Source organism: Streptomyces sp. P6-2-1, from assembly GCF_050613165.1.
In the GTDB taxonomy this organism is placed as follows: domain Bacteria; phylum Actinomycetota; class Actinomycetes; order Streptomycetales; family Streptomycetaceae; genus Streptomyces.
On sequence record NZ_CP192513.1, the window covers coordinates 1,553,087 to 1,570,916 of the forward strand.

General features: G+C 73.5%; 14 protein-coding genes. 10 read left to right on the top strand and 4 right to left on the bottom strand.

Annotated features, from left to right (window positions below):
- Positions 1–96: 96 nt before the first annotated feature.
- The 3 genes from aceE (at position 97) to ACQYWQ_RS06865 (ending at position 4,425) form a co-directional block, all read left to right on the top strand.
- Positions 97–2,793, top strand: coding sequence for a pyruvate dehydrogenase (acetyl-transferring), homodimeric type (gene aceE / locus ACQYWQ_RS06855; protein ID WP_431033015.1), 2,697 nt, complete (start codon positions 97–99; stop codon positions 2,791–2,793).
- Between the two features lie 179 nt (positions 2,794–2,972).
- Positions 2,973–3,758 (top strand): VOC family protein, encoded by a 786-nt coding sequence (locus ACQYWQ_RS06860; protein WP_431033016.1) that lies wholly within the window; start codon positions 2,973–2,975, stop codon positions 3,756–3,758.
- 139 nt (positions 3,759–3,897) lie between these two features.
- Positions 3,898–4,425, top strand: a complete 528-nt coding sequence (locus ACQYWQ_RS06865; RefSeq protein ID WP_431039085.1) for a DUF4240 domain-containing protein — start codon at positions 3,898–3,900, stop codon at positions 4,423–4,425.
- A 165-nt stretch (positions 4,426–4,590) separates the two neighbouring features.
- Here the strand turns inward: ACQYWQ_RS06865 and ACQYWQ_RS06870 are convergent, their stop codons facing one another.
- A complete protein-coding gene (locus ACQYWQ_RS06870; protein WP_431033017.1) occupies positions 4,591–5,820 on the bottom strand; it encodes a PP2C family protein-serine/threonine phosphatase in 1,230 nt (409 codons plus the stop codon).
- A 129-nt stretch (positions 5,821–5,949) separates the two neighbouring features.
- A complete protein-coding gene (locus ACQYWQ_RS06875) occupies positions 5,950–6,567 on the bottom strand; it encodes a GNAT family N-acetyltransferase (RefSeq protein ID WP_431033018.1) in 618 nt (205 codons plus the stop codon).
- A 70-nt stretch (positions 6,568–6,637) separates the two neighbouring features.
- Here ACQYWQ_RS06875 and ACQYWQ_RS06880 point away from each other — a divergent pair, with 70 nt between their 5' ends.
- Both ACQYWQ_RS06880 and ACQYWQ_RS06885 read left to right on the top strand, forming a co-directional pair.
- Positions 6,638–7,624, top strand: a complete 987-nt coding sequence (locus tag ACQYWQ_RS06880) for a TIGR01777 family oxidoreductase (RefSeq protein WP_431033019.1) — start codon at positions 6,638–6,640, stop codon at positions 7,622–7,624.
- A gap of 363 nt (positions 7,625–7,987) precedes the next feature.
- Complete coding sequence (locus ACQYWQ_RS06885; protein ID WP_431033020.1) at positions 7,988–9,304, top strand: NAD(P)/FAD-dependent oxidoreductase; 1,317 nt, start codon at positions 7,988–7,990, stop codon at positions 9,302–9,304.
- A 349-nt stretch (positions 9,305–9,653) separates the two neighbouring features.
- On the opposite strand, the gene ACQYWQ_RS06890 is transcribed toward ACQYWQ_RS06885, so the two are convergent.
- Complete coding sequence (locus tag ACQYWQ_RS06890; RefSeq protein ID WP_431033022.1) at positions 9,654–11,276, bottom strand: regulator; 1,623 nt, start codon at positions 11,274–11,276, stop codon at positions 9,654–9,656.
- A 509-nt stretch (positions 11,277–11,785) separates the two neighbouring features.
- Between ACQYWQ_RS06890 and lipB the strand changes: the two genes are divergently transcribed.
- The 4 genes from lipB to ACQYWQ_RS06910 all read left to right on the top strand — a co-directional run bounded on the left by lipB (position 11,786) and on the right by ACQYWQ_RS06910 (position 15,076).
- The gene (lipB, locus tag ACQYWQ_RS06895; protein WP_431033023.1) at positions 11,786–12,571 is read left to right on the top strand and encodes a lipoyl(octanoyl) transferase LipB; all 786 of its coding nucleotides are present in this window, start codon (positions 11,786–11,788) and stop codon (positions 12,569–12,571) included.
- 246 nt (positions 12,572–12,817) lie between these two features.
- Positions 12,818–13,786 (top strand): lipoyl synthase, encoded by a 969-nt coding sequence (gene lipA / locus ACQYWQ_RS06900; protein WP_431033024.1) that lies wholly within the window; start codon positions 12,818–12,820, stop codon positions 13,784–13,786.
- 364 nt (positions 13,787–14,150) lie between these two features.
- The gene (locus ACQYWQ_RS06905) at positions 14,151–14,351 is read left to right on the top strand and encodes a hypothetical protein (protein WP_431033025.1); all 201 of its coding nucleotides are present in this window, start codon (positions 14,151–14,153) and stop codon (positions 14,349–14,351) included.
- Positions 14,352–14,380: 29 nt separating this feature from the next.
- Positions 14,381–15,076: a DUF4191 domain-containing protein gene (locus ACQYWQ_RS06910; protein WP_431033026.1), complete on the top strand. Its 696-nt coding sequence runs from the start codon at positions 14,381–14,383 to the stop codon at positions 15,074–15,076.
- Between the two features lie 539 nt (positions 15,077–15,615).
- Here ACQYWQ_RS06910 and ACQYWQ_RS06915 read toward each other — a convergent pair.
- Positions 15,616–16,083 (bottom strand): RDD family protein, encoded by a 468-nt coding sequence (locus ACQYWQ_RS06915; RefSeq protein WP_431033027.1) that lies wholly within the window; start codon positions 16,081–16,083, stop codon positions 15,616–15,618.
- A 267-nt stretch (positions 16,084–16,350) separates the two neighbouring features.
- On the opposite strand from ACQYWQ_RS06915, the gene glnA reads away from it, so the two are divergent.
- Positions 16,351–17,760, top strand: coding sequence for a type I glutamate--ammonia ligase (gene glnA / locus ACQYWQ_RS06920; RefSeq protein WP_431033028.1), 1,410 nt, complete (start codon positions 16,351–16,353; stop codon positions 17,758–17,760).
- Positions 17,761–17,830 lie beyond the last annotated feature (70 nt).

Below are 17,830 nucleotides of genomic sequence, written 5' to 3' on the forward strand. Positions count from 1 at the left end.
TCAGCGGCTTACAGTCGACGACGGACTCCACCGAGTCCCGCGCCCTGTCCTGCCTCCACAGGGCTAACACCCCCCTTCGACACGGAAGGCGGCGACATGACCGACCCCACCCGCATCCAGCGCAGCGAGCTCGACCAGCTCCCGGACCGCGACCCCGAGGAGACCGCCGAATGGCAGGCGTCCCTGGACGCCGTGACCGAGGCGGCCGGGCCGCACCGTGCCGCGTACCTGATGCGCCGCACGCTGGAACGCGCCGAGGGCAACGGTCTCCCGCTGCCCCAGCTCCTTGAGAGCGACTACGTCAACACCATCCCCACCGCCGCCGAGCCCGAGATCGACGGCGACCCGGAGATGGAGTCCCGCATCACCGCGTGGAACCGCTGGAACGCGGCCGCGATGGTGACGCGCGGCTCGAAGCACGGCGTCGGCGGTCACATCGCGACCTTCGCCTCGGCCGCGTGGCTCTACGAGACCGGCTTCAACCACTTCTTCCACGGCAAGGAGCGCGACGGCTCCGGCGACCAGATCTACGTCCAGGGTCACGCCTCGCCCGGCATCTACGCCCGCGCCTTCCTCGACGGCCGTCTCACCGAGGAGAACCTCGACAACTTCCGGCAGGAGGCCGGCGGCAAGGGCCTGCCGTCCTACCCGCACCCGCGCCGCCTGCCGTGGCTGTGGGAGTTCCCCACGGTGTCGATGGGCCTCGGCCCGCTCTCCGCGATCTACCAGGCGCGCTTCAACCGCTACCTGACCAGCCGCGGCATCAAGGACCTCTCGAACGCCCACGTGTGGGCCTTCCTCGGCGACGGCGAGATGGACGAGCCCGAGTCGACGGCCGCCCTCACGCTCGCGGCCCGCGAGGGCCTCGACAATCTGACCTTCGTCATCAACTGCAACCTCCAGCGCCTCGACGGCCCGGTCCGCGCGAACTTCAAGGTCGTGCAGGAGCTGGAGGCCGAGTTCCGCGGCGCCGGCTGGAACGTCGTCAAGACGCTGTGGGGCACCGCCTGGGACGAGCTGTTCCGGCTCGACGCGACGGGCGCGCTCGTACGCCGCCTGCGCGAGGTACCCGACGCGCAGTTCCAGACGTACCAGACGCGCGACGTCAGCTACATCCGCGAGCACTTCTTCGGCGCCGAGCCGGCCCTCGCCGAGCTGGGCAAGCTGCTGAGCGACGACAAGATCCTGGAGTGTTTCAAGACCTCCCGCGGCGGCCACGAGCCCCGCAAGGTCTACGCCGCCTACCGTGCCGCGCTCGCCCACAAGGGACAGCCGACGGTGATCCTGGCGCAGACCGTCAAGGGCTTCACGCTCGGCAAGGGCTTCGAGTCCAAGAACGCCAACCACCAGATGAAGAAACTCACGGTGGACGAGTTCAAGGACATGCGCGACCTGCTCGGGCTGCCGATCCCCGACTCCGCCTTCGTCGACGGCCAGGTGCCCTACGGCCACCCCGGCGCCGACTCGCCCGAGGTCCGCTACCTGCACGAGCGCCGCGCGGCACTCGGCGGTCTGGCCCCGGCCCGCCGCACCCAGCCGCTCGCGCCGCTGCCCGCCCCGGCCGACAAGGCGTTCGCCGCCTTCGACAAGGGCTCGGGCACGCAGCCGGTCGCGACCACGATGGCCCTCGTACGGCTCCTGAAGGACCTCATCCGCGACAAGGAGACCGGCAAGCGCTGGGTCCCGATCGTGCCCGACGAGGCCCGCACCTTCGGTATGGAATCGCTCTTCCCTTCCCTCGGGATCTACTCGCCCAAGGGCCAGACGTACGAGCCGGTCGACCGCGACCAGCTCATGTACTACCGCGAGGCGAAGAACGGCCAGATCCTCAACGAGGGCATCACCGAGGCCGGTTCGATGGCGGACTTCATCGCCGCGGCGACGTCGTACGCGACGCACGGCGAGCAGATGATCCCCTTCTACATCTTCTACTCGATGTTCGGCTGGCAGCGCACGGGCGACCAGATGTGGCAGCTCGGCGACCAGCTCGGCCGCGGCTTCCTCGTCGGCGCCACCGCGGGCCGTACGACCCTGACGGGCGAGGGCCTCCAGCACGCGGACGGCCACTCCCCCGCGATCGCGGCGACGAACCCGGCGGCGCTCACGTACGACCCGGCCTTCGCCTACGAGATCGCGGCGATCGTCAAGGACGGTCTGCGCCGGATGTACGGCGAGGCGCGCCCCGACGAGGACCCGAACGTCTTCTACTACCTGACCGTCTACAACGAGCCGATGCCGCAGCCGGCGAAGCCCGAGGGCGTCGAGGAGGGCATCCTCAAGGGCCTCTACCGCTTCAACACGGCCGAGACCGCCGGTCTGAGCCTCGGCGAGAAGGCCCCCCGGGCCCAGCTCCTCGCCTCCGGCACCGCGATCCACTGGGTGCTCAAGGCGCAGCGGCTGCTCGCCGAGGAGTGGGGCGTCGCCGCCGATGTGTGGTCGGCGACCTCGTGGGGCGAGCTGCGCCGGGACGCGATGGAGGCCGACGAGGCGCTCCTGCGCGGCGAGGAGCGGGTCCCGTACGTGACGCGCGCCCTCTCGGGTGCGCCGGGCCCGGTCGTCGCGGTGAGCGACTACATGCGCCAGGTCCCCGACCAGATCGCGCAGTGGGTCGAGCAGGACTGGACCTCGCTCGGCGCGGACGGCTTCGGCATCTCCGACACGCGTGACGCGGCCCGCCGCTACTTCGGTGTCGACGCCGAGTCCGTCGTCGTCGCGACGCTCGCCCAGCTCGCCCGCCGCGGCCTGGTCAAGCCGGCCACCGTCAAGGAGGCCCGCGAGCGCTACGGCCTCTGAGCCGGTACACCGACGCGTCGGTGGTACGGGGACGGGCGCGGCCCTCGGGTCGCGCCCGTCCCCGTACCCGTGTCCGCCCTTTTGCCCGCTTCCTCCGCCCGTGCGTGAATGGACTCGTCCCCGGGCGCCCGCGCACCGCGCCGCCGCCCGTGTCACCGAGCGGAGCGGGAGCACGGTCCATGAAGATCGCAAACGTGCCTTCGGCGCCCTGCTGGGCCGATCTGACGACGCCCGACACCGCGGCGGCGTGCCGCTTCTACCGGTCGGTGCTCGGCTGGGAGGCCACGGAGCTGCCGGGCAGGGACACCCAGGGGTACGGGCTCTTCGCGCTCGACGACGGCCGCACCGTGGGCGGCTTCGCGCCGACCGCGCGCCCCGATCGCCCGGCGGCCTGGCTGCCGTACTTCCAGACGGAGGGCGTGGACGCGGTGACCGCCCGCGTCGAGGGCGCGGGCGGCACGGTGACCGCGGGGCCGGCCGACATGCTCGACCAGGGCAGGTACGCGGTGTGCGCGGACCCCGCGGGCGCGGTCTTCGGGCTGTGGCAGCGGCGCGCGCACCCCGGTTTCGGAGTCGTCAACGCGATCGGCGGATTCTGCTGGTTCGAGCTGGCGAGCCGCGACACGGGCGTGCCGAGCGACTTCTACGCGACGGTGCTCGGCTGGGCGACGACGAGCCCCGACGACCACGGCTACCGCATGTGGACCGTCGACGACGAGCCCTTCGGCGGCCTCCTGCGCATGAACGACTCCTTCCCGCCGCAGGTGCCGCCGCACTGGATGGTGTACGTGGCGACGGCGGACTGCGACGCGACGGCCGCACGCTGCGCCAAGGCGGGCGGCGGCGTCCTCGTCCCGCCGCGCACCATCGCCTCGGGCCGCTTCACGGTGCTGAGCGATCCGCAGGGCGCCGTCTTCGGGGCGCTCGCGCTGAACCCGTTGAGCGGCCTGGCGGAGCTGGCCTGAACGGGAAGCGGCCCCGCGCCCGGCCCCGTGGCCCCGTACCCGTTTCCCGCCGTCCGCACCCTCGCGTGCGCGGCAGAACGCACGTTCCCGCACGGCCCGGCGTGCGCGGGGCGCGGCGAGGGCGGATGCTGTGCTGGTGATGGACGAGACGCAGTTCTGGGAGCTCATCGACTCCGCGCGCGAGGCGGCGGACGGCGATCCGGAGGAGCAGGCCGACGTGGTCGTCGACCGGCTGCTCCAGCTCGACCCCGAGTCGGTCGCGGACTTCGCCCGTCATTTCACGGTGCGCTTCCGCAGGGCCTGGACGTGGGAGCTGTGGGGCGCGGCCGGGGTGCTGCTCGCGGCGCCCGAGGGGGCGGACGAGGAGAGCTTCGACTACTTCCGCTGCTGGCTCATCGCGCAGGGCAGGACCGTCTTCGAGGGCGCGCTCGCCGACGCCGACTCGCTCGCCGACCTGCTCCCTGACTTCGACGAGGAGATCGACGGGGACGCGGGCGAGCTGGGCGAGGCGGCCGAGGACGCCTTCGAGCAGCTCACGGGTGCCCCGCTCCCCGCGCTCGGCCTGCCGCCCGAGCCGGAGGTCCCCGAGGGGACACCGTTCCCGCTCGACGACGAGGACGAGCTGGCGACGCGGTACCCGCGACTGTGGGAGCGGTACGGGGGCTGAGCCACGTACGGCGGCGTGCCGGGGTTGAGCAACGTACGGCGGCGTACTGGGGCTGAGCCACGTACAGCGGCGTACCGGGGCTGAGCCATGTACGGCGCGGGGGCTGAGCCGTCTGCGGCGCGGGGCTGAGCTGTGCGTACGTCCCGCGCGTACCGCGTTCCGCGCCTACGAGGCCCCGCCCTCCGGTCCCACCACCGGGTCGGGGAGGTCCGGCGGGTCAGGGGCGAAGACGAGCATCGCGACGTCGTCCGTGATGTCGCCGCGCGCGTAGGCGCGCAGGTCGGTCCAGAGGGTGTCGGTGAAGGCGATCGGGTCGTCCGTGCGCAGCGCGGCGGCGCGCTCGGTGAGCGGGTAGAAGGTGCCGGTGCGGTCGCGGGTCTCGGTCACTCCGTCGGTGTACGCGAAGAGCCACTCCCCCGTCCGCAGCGGCACCGTCAGCGTGCGGTAGCCCTCGGCAGGGACGCCGAGGCCGAGCGGCGGGCCCGCGATGACGGGGAGTTCACGGGCGCCGCCCGTGTGGATGAGGAGCGGAGGCGGGTGGCCGCAGGAGACGATCCGCACCTCCGTGGAGTCCGGCGGGAATTCGAGGAGCACGGCGGTCGCGAAGAGTTCCGAGACGGCGTCCTGGTCTCCTTCGACGCGGCCCGCGGCGACGACGTCCTCGGCGTCGACGCTGAGCCTGCGGTCGAGCTGTCCCGCCACGCCCGTGAGGCGTTCCTGGTCGAGCACGGCCTCGCGGAAGGCGCCGAGCAGCGCGGCGACCGTACCGACGGCCTGGAGCCCGTGCCCCTGCACGTCGCCGACGAGCGCGCGCACCCCGTAGGGGCCTTCGCGCACGTCGAAGAGGTCACCGCCGACGAGCGTGCCGTGCTGCGCGGCCCGGTACAGGCCCGCGCAGCGTACGGGCCCGACGCGCGGCGGCAGCGGGGGCAGCACGGCGAACTGAGCGGCCTGCGCGACCGTGCGGACGGTCACGAGCTGTTCGTCCCTGCGCCGCCGCGCCCACGCGATGACGACACTGAGCACCGCGACGAAGGCGACAGTGACGAGGTCCGAGTCGCCCGCGTGCCCCAGCCGGATCGCGGGCACCCACAGCAGGACCAGCACGATGCCGCCGAAGACGGCGGTGCCGAAGGCTTTGTAGGTGAGTGCGGCGAGCGGCGGGATCGCGCCGATGAGGAAACCGAGTTCGAACCTGCGCCCGACGATCCCCTGGACCACGGCGAGCGCGAAGAGAAGGTAGATGGGGAGCCATCGCAGCCAGCTGGGAGGGCGTGCCACGCGCAGTGGGTCCTCGGCACGGTCCTGGCGGCGCAGCACCGCGCGCGCGGCGACCGCGACCCGCCAGGGCCGGTTCTCGCCACCGCTCGTGTTGTCGGGCTCCGGCCCCTGCATCGGGTGTGCTCCCTCCGGGCCCGCTCTCGGTCCTGACCGCCTTCGTACGGGCGCGGCTCCCTGCACGTACGGGCGCGGCTCCCACCCTCGTACGGCACCGCCCGCGCCGCACGCCGGGTGGCTCCCGCGTCACTCCTCGGGGTGTACCCGCAGGCCCATGAGGACATCGTCCACGTAGTCGCCGTCGAGGTACATCTCGCCGGGCAGGACGCCCTCGACCGCGAAGCCCTCGCTCTCGTAGAGGCGGCGCGCGGGCGTGTTGTGGCCGAGCACGCGGAGCGTGAGGCGGCGGGCGCCTTCGGCGCGGCAGCGGGCGACGGCGGCGCGGAGCAGGGCGCGGGCGACGCCCCTGCCCCGTACCGCCGGATCGACGGCGAGGCCCTGGACGGCGCGGACGTGGGCGTTCGAGGCCAGGGGGGTGGAAGGGAGGAGGCGCAGGTAGCCGACCGGGCGGCCGGGGCTCTCGGGGACTTCGGCGACGAGGTGGGCCTCGGGGCCGCGCCCCGCGCGGAAGAAGGGCGGGAGCGGGGGGACGGGGCGCGGGGTGACGGCGTGGAGCGTGGACCAGGTGGCGGCGTCGAGAGCGGCGAGCGCGGCCTCGTCATCGGCCCGGGCGGGGCGGACGAGGGGGGCGCTCCCGGCGGCGGGCGGCTGGGCCACGGGGGATGCGGCCTGTCCGGCGGGCGGTCCTTCCGGCTGTCGCGCGGGCGGCCCGGCGGGGGCGGCTATGGGCTGTTCGGTCGTCATGGGGTCATCCTGCACCCCTGCCACTCACCGCTCACGCCATTTTCCCGCCGGGGCGGGGCACGATGACCGCATGGACGAGCACGGGCACGAGGACGAGACGGGCGCGGCGGCAGGCTTGAACTTCGGCGAGGACGAGGCGGCGGTACGCGAGGGTCCCGCGCGGCGGCGGGTGGCCATCGCGGGGGCCTCCGGGCTCATCGGCGGCGCGCTCGCCCGCTCGCTGCGCGCCGACGGGCACGCGGTGGTGCGGCTCGTACGGCGTGAGGCACGGGCCGAGGACGAGGCGCGCTGGGACCCGGAGCGGCAGGAGGTGGACACGGCGGCCCTCGCGGGCTGCGACACGGTCGTGAACCTCGCGGGCGCGGGCATCGGCGACCACCGCTGGACCGAGGCGTACAAGCGGGCCATCCGCGACAGCCGGGTGCTCGGCACCGCGGCGCTCGCCGACGCGGTCGCCTCGCTCGACCAGCGGCCCGAGGTCTTCGTGTGCGGCAGCGCGATCGGCTACTACGGGGACACGGGCGCGCGTGCCGTGGACGAGAGCGCGGGTCCGGGCGAGGGCTTCCTGCCGGGTGTGTGCGTGGAGTGGGAGGAGGCGGCGGGGGCCGCCGCGGAGGCGGGGGTGCGGACGGTGTTCGCGCGCACGGGGCTCGTGGTCTCGCGCGAGGGCGGGGCGTGGGGGCGGCTCTTCCCGCTCTTCAAGGCGGGGCTCGGGGGGCGGCTCGGGGACGGGCGGCAGTTCTGGAGCTTCATCGCGCTGCACGACCACGTCGCGGCACTGCGCCACCTCATCGACACGCCCGCACTCGAAGGCCCGTTCAACCTCACCGCGCCCGAGCCCGTGATCAACCGCGAGATCACGGCGGCGATGGGCCGCGTTCTGCGCCGCCCCACGCCCTTCCCCGTCCCCGCCGCGGCGCTGCGTCTCGCGCTCGGCGAGTTCGCGGGCGACGTACTCGGCAGCCAGCGCGTCCTCCCCCGCCGCCTCATCGACTCCGGCTTCCGCTTCGCCTTCCCGCTCGCGGACGAGGCGATCGCGGCGGCGGTACGGGGGTGAGGGGGGCAGTACGGGGGTGAGGGGGGCGGTACGGGGTGAGGGGGCGGGCGGCTGGGGCGTGAGACCGGGCGGGGGGGGACGCGGTGGGGCGGTACGGCGGGGTGCGCGGCGGGGGGTGTGCGGCGGCGCTGCGGGGCTGATCGCGGCGGGGATTCGGGGCCGGGCGGGCCCGCCTTGCCCTGTACCTCCGCCGTGCGGCCCTCCGTGCCCCGTACCGAGCCACCCCGTGCCACCCCGCGCCCCCGCACGAGCGCTCCCCCGCCCCTGCCGCCGCTCCTAGGCTCGACGAGGAACTGGGCTCATAGCGCGGGCTGTTCGGGGCACACGCCCCAGCGGCAGACGCCCGACCCCGAGGGAGGGGCCGTGTTCGATACGGCACAGCAAGCGGATGTGATCATCGTCGGAGCCGGAGTGGCGGGCCTCTCGGCGGCGCACCACCTGGTCAGTGCGGGAGTGACGGTCTCCGTCCTGGAGGCCGGACCGCGCGTCGGCGGCCGGATGGCGACCGAGGAGGTGGACGGTTTCCGGCTGGACCGGGTGGGCCGGCTGCTGAGCACAGCGCACCCCGAACTGCGCCGCACGCCGGGCCTCGAAGGGCTCGTGCTGCGTCCCTTCGCCCCGGGCGCGCTCGTGCACAGCGCGGGGCGGCTGCACCGTATCGGCGATGGCAGGCGCACCAGGGGCGCACTGACAGCGGCACGCGCCCTCGCGAGCGCCCCCCGTCCGTACGGCGCGGGGGTCCGCGCCCTCGACCAGGCCCGGCTCTCCGCCGTCCTCGCCCGGCTCGCGCACGCCGACGACGCCCGGCTGACCGGACGCGAGGAGCGCACGGCGGCCGAGGCGCTCGCGGCGCAGGGACTGCCGCGCCGTACCGCGCAGACGTTCCTGCGCCCGCTGCTCACGGCGCTGCTGCTCGATCCGGAGCTGTCCACGTCCTCGCGCGTCGCGGACTTCGCGCTGCGCGATTTCGCGCGGGGGCGGCTGTGCGTGCCCGAGGGCGGTTCGGGGGCGCTCGCGGAACGGCTCGCCGCGACGCTGCCGCCCGGGACGATCCGGACGGGCGTGCATGTCACCGCGGCATCGACGTCCGCGGTGACGACGAAGGAGCACGGTGAACTCGGCTGCCGCGCGCTGCTCGTGGCCACGGGTGCCCGGGACGCGGCGGAGCTGCTGCCGGGCCTGCGCGTGCCGCGCTTCCACGAGGTGACGGTCTTCCACCACAGCGCGCCGTTCCCGCCCGCCACGGGCTCCTCGCTCGTCCTGGACGGCGACCGCTCGGGCCCGGTCTCGCACACGGCGGTGCTGAGCGCCGTCGACCCGGGCCGCGCCCCGGCCGGGCGCACGCTCGTCTCCTCGACGGTTCCCGGGCGGCCGCCGGCCGGTCTGGACGCCTCCGTACGGGCGCACCTCGCGGCGCTGTACGGCGTACCGACCGGGGACTGGGACCTCCTCGCCGTGCACCACGACGCGGAGGCGGTCCCCGCGATGGCCCCGCCGCACGACCCGCGCCGCGTGGTCCGTGTCCTGGACGGCCTCTATGTGTGCGGCGACCACCGCGACACCGGCTCGGTCCAGGGCGCCCTCAGCTCGGGCCGCCGCGCGGCCCACGCCCTCCTCCGCGACATCGGCCGCGCACCGGCGTATCCGCCGCGAGGGGTGCCGGAGGTGGTGGCGGCTTGAGGGGGGAGGGGGGCTTGAGGGGGGCTTGAGGAAGGCTTGAGGGGGCTTGAGCGGTGGAGGGGGTGCGAGGTGTGGCGAGGCCCTGCGGACAGCCCCCTCCCTCCCGGGGGGGGCTCCCCGTATACAAGTCTTCCGCAAATCGCCCCCTCCCCCCGACCACCTCCCAAAATCTGTGGACAACTCCGCGAAACCCATCACGCCCCTCACCCGATCCGGTGAGCGTTTTCCGCGCGACCCCCGAGTTGTCCACAGACCGCTTTCAGCCACCCACGCCCCTCTCCGCCCCCTTCCCCCTCGCCTTCACCCTCCTCCGTCTCCCCCGCCCCTCTCGCCCTCCCCTCCCCCACCCCTACTGGTACGCCGCGACCCGGTCCCTGTACCCCCGCACCGGCCCCGCGTCACGGTACGGCTCCAGGCGGCGCTCGAAGTCGCGTACGTACTCGACCGCCCGGACCGAGCGCATCTCACCCGCCGCCTGCGCCGCCTCCGCGCCGTGGGCGCACGCCGCGTCGAGGTCGCCCAGGCCGAGACGGGCCGTGGCGAGAACGACGCGGCAGAAGAGGCGGCTGCGGGCGTAGCCGCTCGCGCGCAGTTGCAGGGAGCGTTCGGCGTGCTGCGCCGCCGCCCGGTACTGCTGGAGGTCGCGGTAGCAGTGGCCGAATTCGTCGGCGAGCTGGGCCTCGTCGAAGAAGCGGGCCCAGCCGGGCACCTCGTCGCCCGGGCGGGCCGCTTCGAGCGCGCGCTCGGCACGTACGAGCGAGGCCGTGCAGGACCGCGTCTCGCTCAGCATCCCGTGCCCGCGCGCCTCGGCCGCGTGCAGGAGCGCCTGTACGGCGGGCGGCACCGCGGAACCGACCCCCTGCTGGGCGACCCGCGCGAGCTGCACCGCCTCCCTGCCGTGACCGAGATAGACGGCCTGGCGGCTCATCGTGATGAGCACGTACGCGCCGTAGACGCGGTCGTCGGCGGCCTGCGAGAGGCGCAGGGCCTGGACGAAGTAGCGCTGCGCGAGTCCGTGCGCGGCGATGTCGTACGAGGTCCAGCCGGCGAGCCTCGTGAGGTCGGCCGCCGCGGCGAAGAGCCGGCGCCCCGTCTGCTCGCCGTAGACGCCGCGCAGCATCGGCTCGGCCTCGTGCTCCAGGTAGCGGACGAGGGCCTGCCGGGCGTGGCCACCACCGTAGGCGTGGTCGAGGGAGCGGAAGAGGTCGGCGACGGAGCGCAGCGCGGCGATGTCGCCGCTCGTGACCTTCTGGCCGGGCCCGCGTTCGCTCCCCGAGCGCCCCCAGGACGCGCCCGCCGCGGGCGCGGGGCCGCGCAGGGCTCCCGGCCTGGCCTGCTGCGGGACCCGTCCCGCGACGCCCGTCGGTTGCGCGGGGACGCCGGGCGCGCCGACGGCGACCGGTTCCTGCCGTGGGATCTCCGCGCTCTCCGCTCCCTCCCTGGTCTCCGCGCGACCGGCGGTCTCCGCCCGCCCCGGCCGTTCGGCGCGCTCCGTACGGCCCACGCGGTCGTCCGCGAGCCGCCCCACGCGTTCGTCGGCCCGGCCGATGAGCCAGTCACGGCTCGGCACGACGAGGCCGGCGGGGGTGAAGGCGATCTTGCGGAGTTCGGCGTGGCTCCCCGAGTCCTTGCGCCACAGGCCGCCGACGATGTCGACGGCCTCCTCGGGCGTCCCGGCGAATTCGAGTCCCGCGTAGACGGGCGCGCAGGCGTCGAGACCGAGGTCCTGGGCGCTGAGTCTGCGGCCGAGGCGGCGGGTGAAGACCTCGGCGATGAGCGCGGGTGTCGTGCCGCGCGGTTGCTGGCCGCGCAGCCAGCGCGTCACGGAGGTCTTGTCGTATCTCAGGTCGAGCCCGTGTTCCAGGCCGAGCTGGTCCACTCGCCGGGCGAGCCCCGCGTTGGAGAACCCCGCCTCCGCGATGAGCGCGGCGAGCTGTCGGTTGGGGGTGCGCTGAGGGGTTCGGTCCGTCATCAGCTGTGCGGTCTCCTGCCTTCCGGGCCCGAAAGCAGCCCTCGTGGAACGGCGCGAATGTAACGGGCGGCGAACGCCCCATCACGCCCTTCGCCCCACGTTCATCCGATCGTGTGAGGATTGCCCGGAGAACTGACGGAAAGCGGGGCGTGAGAGGCGTACACGTTCACTCGTTCGTGGCGCGTCGGGTTTTCTCCTGAACCGGGCACTTTCCGCGTACGTGAAACCTCTCTCGCGGTCACCGCCCGGCCCCCGGCGTCCACCCCTCGCACCCCCGCGCGCCCCTCCGCGTCCACCCCCGCCGCACCCCTGCGCAGCCGCCCCGCGACGCCCCCGCCCCCCTCACCGCGCACCTCCGCCCCCGCCCCGCCGCACCCCCGCCTTCATCCCCACCCCGTGCTCCACCCGCCTTCGCCCCGCCCCCGCCCGCTCGCCGCTCCCCGCACGCGCCGCCGTACAGTGGCGAAGGCACGCGTCGGTGCCGAGGGACGCACGTGGGAAGGCACGCCGTGAGTGAGCTGCGATTCGTCCGTATGGGCCTGGAGTCCGCCGAGACGGTGTACACGCCGTACCTCGACGCCTGGGAGGAGCAGCGCCGGGTGCACGCGGCACGCGTCGCCGACGAGATCCCCGACACCTGCCTCCTCCTGGAGCACCCGCCCACGTACACGGCGGGCCGCCGTACCGAGGAGAGCGAGCGCCCCCTCGACGGCACCCCGGTGATCGACGTGGACCGCGGCGGCAAGATCACCTGGCACGGCCCCGGTCAGCTCGTGGGCTACCCGATCCTGCGGCTCCCCAGCCCGGTCGACGTCATCGCGCACGTACGGAACCTGGAGGAGGCCCTGCTGCGCACGTGCGCCGCGTTCGGCCTCGAAGCGACGCGGGTCGAGGGCCGCAGCGGCGTGTGGGTACTCGGCGAGCCGGTCGAGAAGCGGCCGGGCGGGCTGACCCTCGAACTGGAGCGCACCGACCCGCTCTTCGACGCGCGCCTCGCGGGCCCCGAGTACGCGCCTTCCAACGCGGGGCAGCGCCGTGAGGACCGCAAGCTCGCCGCGATCGGCGTCCGGATCGCGAAGGGCGTGACGATGCACGGCTTCGCGCTCAATGTGAACTCCGACACGACCGGCTTCGACCGGATCGTGCCCTGCGGCATCCGCGACGCGGGCGTCGCCTCGCTCTCGGGCGAGCTGGGCCGCGAGGTGACGGTCCAGGAGGTGCTGCCGATCCTGGAGCGCCATCTCGCCGACGTCCTCGCGGGCGCGGGCGCGCCGCCGCTGTCGACGGCGGTCTGACGGGGCCTCGGGGCGGTACGGGGAAGGGGCCGCGCCCGTACGGGACGGCCGCCGCGCACCCCGTAGCGACAGCCCGTTCCCGGTCCGTACCGGAAGAGAGCCCGCCCATTGGGCCGTACGAGGGAATGCGCCTGCGGTTCGGTGGGTTGGGCACGGAGCGGGCCCTTGCCCTCACGGGCGTAGGCTGGGCCACGCCGAAGAATCGAAAGCCACGACGCGCGATCGCAGCAGAAAGGGGCGCCGGGCATGTCCGCAGTCGCACCCGACGGGCGCAAGATGCTCCGCCTGGAGGTCCGGAACAGCCAGACCCCCATCGAGCGCAAGCCCGAGTGGATCAAGACCCGCGCGAAAATGGGCCCCGAGTACAACGAGCTGCAAAAGCTCGTGAAGAGCGAGGGCCTGCACACGGTGTGCCAGGAGGCCGGCTGCCCCAACATCTACGAGTGCTGGGAGGACCGCGAGGCCACCTTCCTCATCGGTGGCGACCAGTGCACCCGGCGCTGTGACTTCTGCCAGATCGACACGGGCAAGCCGCAGGCACTCGACCGCGACGAGCCGCGCCGTGTCGGCGAGTCGGTCCGCACGATGGACCTCAACTACGCGACCGTCACGGGCGTCGCCCGTGACGACCTCGAAGACGGCGGCGCCTGGCTCTACGCCGAGACCGTCCGGCAGATCCACGCGCTGACCGCCGAGCGGCCCCTCGGCGGCACGAAGGTCGAGCTGCTCATCCCCGACTTCAACGCGGACCCCGCTCAGCTCGCCGAGGTCTTCGCCTCGCGCCCCGAGGTCCTCGCGCACAACGTCGAGACGGTCCCGCGCATCTTCAAGCGCATCCGTCCCGGCTTCCGCTACGAGCGCTCCCTCAAGGTCATCACCGAGGCGCGCGAGGCCGGTCTCATCACGAAGTCGAACCTCATCCTCGGCATGGGCGAGACCCGCGAGGAGGTCAGCGAGGCGCTGCGCGACCTGTACGAGGCGGGCTGCGAGCTGATCACGATCACGCAGTACCTGCGCCCCTCGCCCCGGCACCACCCCGTCGAGCGCTGGGTCAAGCCGCACGAGTTCGTGGAGCTGAAGGAGGAGGCCGAGCAGATCGGCTACTCCGGCGTCATGTCGGGCCCGCTCGTCCGCTCCTCGTACCGCGCCGGGCGCCTCTTCCAGCAGGCGATGGAGCGGCGCGGCGCGATGGCGGGACCGCTGCCGACGGTCTGAGGCTGCCGACGGTCTGAGGCCCGCGGCGGACCGTGCGAGGCCCCCAGCGGACCGTGTGAGGTCCGGCACAGCGGGGCGCCCCGGTTCCGTACGGGATCGGGGCGCGCCCCTCGGGCCCTCCGGCGGCCCCGGAGCCGTTCCCCCAGGTGGGTACGGTTCCGGGGCCGCCGCCTTTCGCGGATGACCGCAAGTCTTCGCCCGGCTTTCGCGGAGCGCCGTCTTCCGCCGCTTCATGGCCGTTTGACCCTTCGGTCACCGGCTGGTAACACCGTGCTGTGACGCTGGGAGCGAGGCGCCGCGCCGGTCCGCGCGAGGTCCTCGCCCGTACGAGCGCGTCACCGCCGCCAGCCCCGGGGAGCCCACCGTGCCGAGCGTCCACCACCTGCCGAAGGCCCGTACCACCCTCCTCGCCCCGCTCTCCTCGGCCCTCCGCGCCGTGGAGACCGCCCTGCTCAGCCGCTCCGCGCACAACGCGCGCACCGCAGTGATCGCCGACCGCGCCCGGGCGAGGGAGCGGGCCGAGGCGGAGGCCGTCCTGCGCGCGCTGCCCGCCCGCACGTCCTGACCCGTGGCACGCCACGTAAACTTCCCCGTATGGCGAGGAAGGACACCGCAGAAAGCTCTGCGAATCAGGGGCGACTGAAACAGATCGCTCTCACTTACAAGATGACCCGACGGGTCGATCCGAGGATCGGCCTGGTGATCGGTGCCGTGGGGATCGTCGCCTTCGGCGTGCTCCTCGCGATCGGTTTCCTGATCGGCCACCCGGTCTACCTGGGCATTTTCGGCTTCCTCGTCGCTGTTCTCGCGATGGCGATCATCTTCGGGCGGCGCGCCGAGCGTGCGGCGTTCTCGCAGATGGAGGGACAGCCGGGCGCGGCGGCAGCGGTGCTCGACCAGATGAAGCGCGGCTGGACGACGACGACGGCGGTCGCGATGAACCGCAGCCAGGACGTCGTGCACCGCGCGGTCGGCAAGCCCGGCATCGTGCTGATCGCCGAGGGCAACCCGAACCGGGTCAAGAACCTGCTCGCGGCGGAGAAGCGCAAGATGGCGCGCGTCGTCTCCGACGTGCCGGTCCACGACATGATCGTGGGCAACGGCGAGGGCCAGGTCCCGCTGAAGAAGGTCCGTACGACGCTTCTGAAGTACCCGCGCGTCCTCACCGGCCCCCAGGTCACCGAGACCACGGACCGGCTGCGCGCGATGGGCGACATGATGAAGAACATGCCGCTCCCGAAGGGCCCCATGCCGAAGGGCATGCGGATGCCCCGGGGCCCGCGCGGCTGACCCCTCCCACCCGTCACGACAACCGCCGAAGGGGCGGGCCCGCACACCGGGGCCCGCCCCTTCGGCGTCACGACGGGGTCCGGACGGGGCTCGGAGTGCGTGAGCGCGGGGTTCGCGTCGGCGGTACGGCGTCGGCGGTACGCACCCGGGGCCGCCTCACGCGCGTACGGGCGCCCGTCCCGTACTCCTCCCCCGTCCCGTACCGCCCCCGCCCTCCGCCCGTACCGCCCCCGCCCGCACCGCCACCGCCCGCGCCACCGCCCGCGCTGCCGCCGGGAGGCCGTCGCGCCGGCCCTGCGGTTCCAGCCCCGGCGTGGCGCCCACCGCGAGGAGGAGGGCGACGCAGCGGGTCTCGCCCCGGACGGCGGCGAGGCAGCGGGGGGAGCCGTCGGCGTTGCGGGCGTCGGGGTCGGCGCCCTCGCGCGGGAGGCGGGCGGGGACGCCCGCGCGGCCCTCTTCGGCGGCGCGGCAGGCGTGGGCGGGGAGCCTTCTTGCGGGTGCGGTTGTTCGCGAGGGGCAGTGTGCCGCCCGCGGCTGCCTCAGACGCGGATCTGCACCGCGCGGGACAGCCGGTCGTGGAGACCGCGTGCGTCGCGGTCCCAGATGAGGGCGGGGATGGCGATGCAGAGGAGCACACTGCGGATCAGGACACGGACGATGCCGAGCCTGCCGCCGTCCTCGGCGACGACGCGGAGGCGGAAGAGGACCTTGCCGGGGGTCCCGGCCACCGTGCCGAGGGTGAGCAGACTCAGGACGAAGAAGATGCCCAGTGCCCAGTTGCCCGCCGCCTGCTGGTCACCGCGCGCGATGAGACCGTATGCGATGAGCATGCACAGGGCCCAGTCGACGAGGAGAGCGCCGAAGCGGCGCCCGAGGGGCGCGAGGGAGCCGGGGCCCTCCTCGGGGAGACCGAGGCGCTCGCCCCGGTAGCCGAAGTCGACACCCATCTCCTCGGCGGCGGCGCGCGGCCCGGAGAGCCACGATCCCATTGCATCCCTGTTGTCCACCGCTCCACGGTACTGCGCCCGCTCCCGGCGGCCCCTGGCAGCCCCCGCCCGGCGCGCACCCCCGCGTAGGCGGGGCGCGGGACGGGCCGGCGCACGCCGTGGCCGGGGCCGCCGGGCAGCCCCGAGGTGGTTAACTTCGGTGAAACAAATGGGTCACGCTTGAGAAATCCCGTCTTTCTATGGTCGGCTCCACCGTGGGTCACCGCACTGACCGCGGGCACGAGCTGAAACCCCCGCCCCTCCCCGGGTGGGAGGAGGAGGAGTTGGATGTTCCAGAACGCCGATGACGCCAAGAAGTTCATCGCCGACGAGGGCGTGGAATTCGTCGACGTCCGCTTCTGCGACCTGCCGGGCGTGATGCAGCACTTCACGGTGCCGGCGAAGGCGTTCGACCCGGCCGAGGAGCTGGCCTTCGACGGCTCGTCGATCCGCGGCTTCCAGGCGATCCACGAGTCGGACATGGCGCTGCGCGCCGACCTGTCGACCGCGCGCGTGGACCCCTTCCGCCGCGACAAGACGCTCAACATCAACTTCTTCATCCACGACCCGATCACGGGCGAGCAGTACAGCCGTGACCCGCGCAACGTGGCGAAGAAGGCCGAGGCGTACCTCGCGTCGACCGGTATCGCCGACACCGCGTACTTCGGCCCCGAGGCCGAGTTCTACGTCTTCGACAGCGTCCGCTTCGAGACCTCAGCGAACCGCTCGGTGTACGAGATCGACTCCGAGGCGGGCGCCTGGAACACCGGCTCCGAGCTGAACAACCGCGGCTACAAGGTCCGCTACAAGGGCGGTTACTTCCCGGCCCCGCCGGTCGACCACTTCGCCGACCTGCGCGCCGAGATCTCGCTGGAGCTGGACAAGGCGGGCCTTGAGGTCGAGCGCCAGCACCACGAGGTGGGCACGGCCGGTCAGGCCGAGATCAACTACAAGTTCAACACGCTGCTCGCCGCGGCCGACGACCTGATGCTCTTCAAGTACATCGTGAAGAATGTCGCCTGGCGCAACAACAAGACCGCGACCTTCATGCCGAAGCCGATCTTCGGCGACAACGGCTCGGGCATGCACGTGCACCAGTCGCTGTGGACCGGCGGCCAGCCGCTCTTCTACGACGAGCAGGGCTACGCGGGCCTCTCGGACACCGCCCGCTACTACATCGGCGGCATCCTCAGGCACGCCCCCTCGCTGCTCGCCTTCACCAACCCGACGGTGAACTCGTACCACCGCCTGGTCCCCGGCTTCGAGGCCCCGGTCAACCTGGTCTACTCGCAGCGCAACCGCTCCGCCGCGATGCGCATCCCGATCACGGGCTCCAACCCGAAGGCCAAGCGCGTCGAGTTCCGCGCCCCGGACCCGTCCTCGAACCCGTACCTCGCCTTCTCGGCGCTCCTCCTCGCGGGCCTCGACGGCATCAAGAACAAGATCGAGCCGGCCGAGCCGATCGACAAGGACCTCTACGAGCTGGCCCCCGAGGAGCACGCGGGCGTCCCGCAGGTCCCGACCTCGCTCCCGGCCGTCCTCGACGCCCTCGAAGCGGACAACGAGTACCTCCAGGCCGGCGGCGTCTTCACCTCCGACCTGATCGAGACCTGGATCGACTACAAGCGCACCGCCGAGATCGCCCCGATCCAGCTCCGCCCGCACCCGCACGAGTTCGAGCTGTACTTCGACATCTAGGAAGGCCCGGGGCCACCGCCCCGCACCGGCCGCACACGGGCCGTGGGCCGCGTCTCCCTTGCGGGAAGCG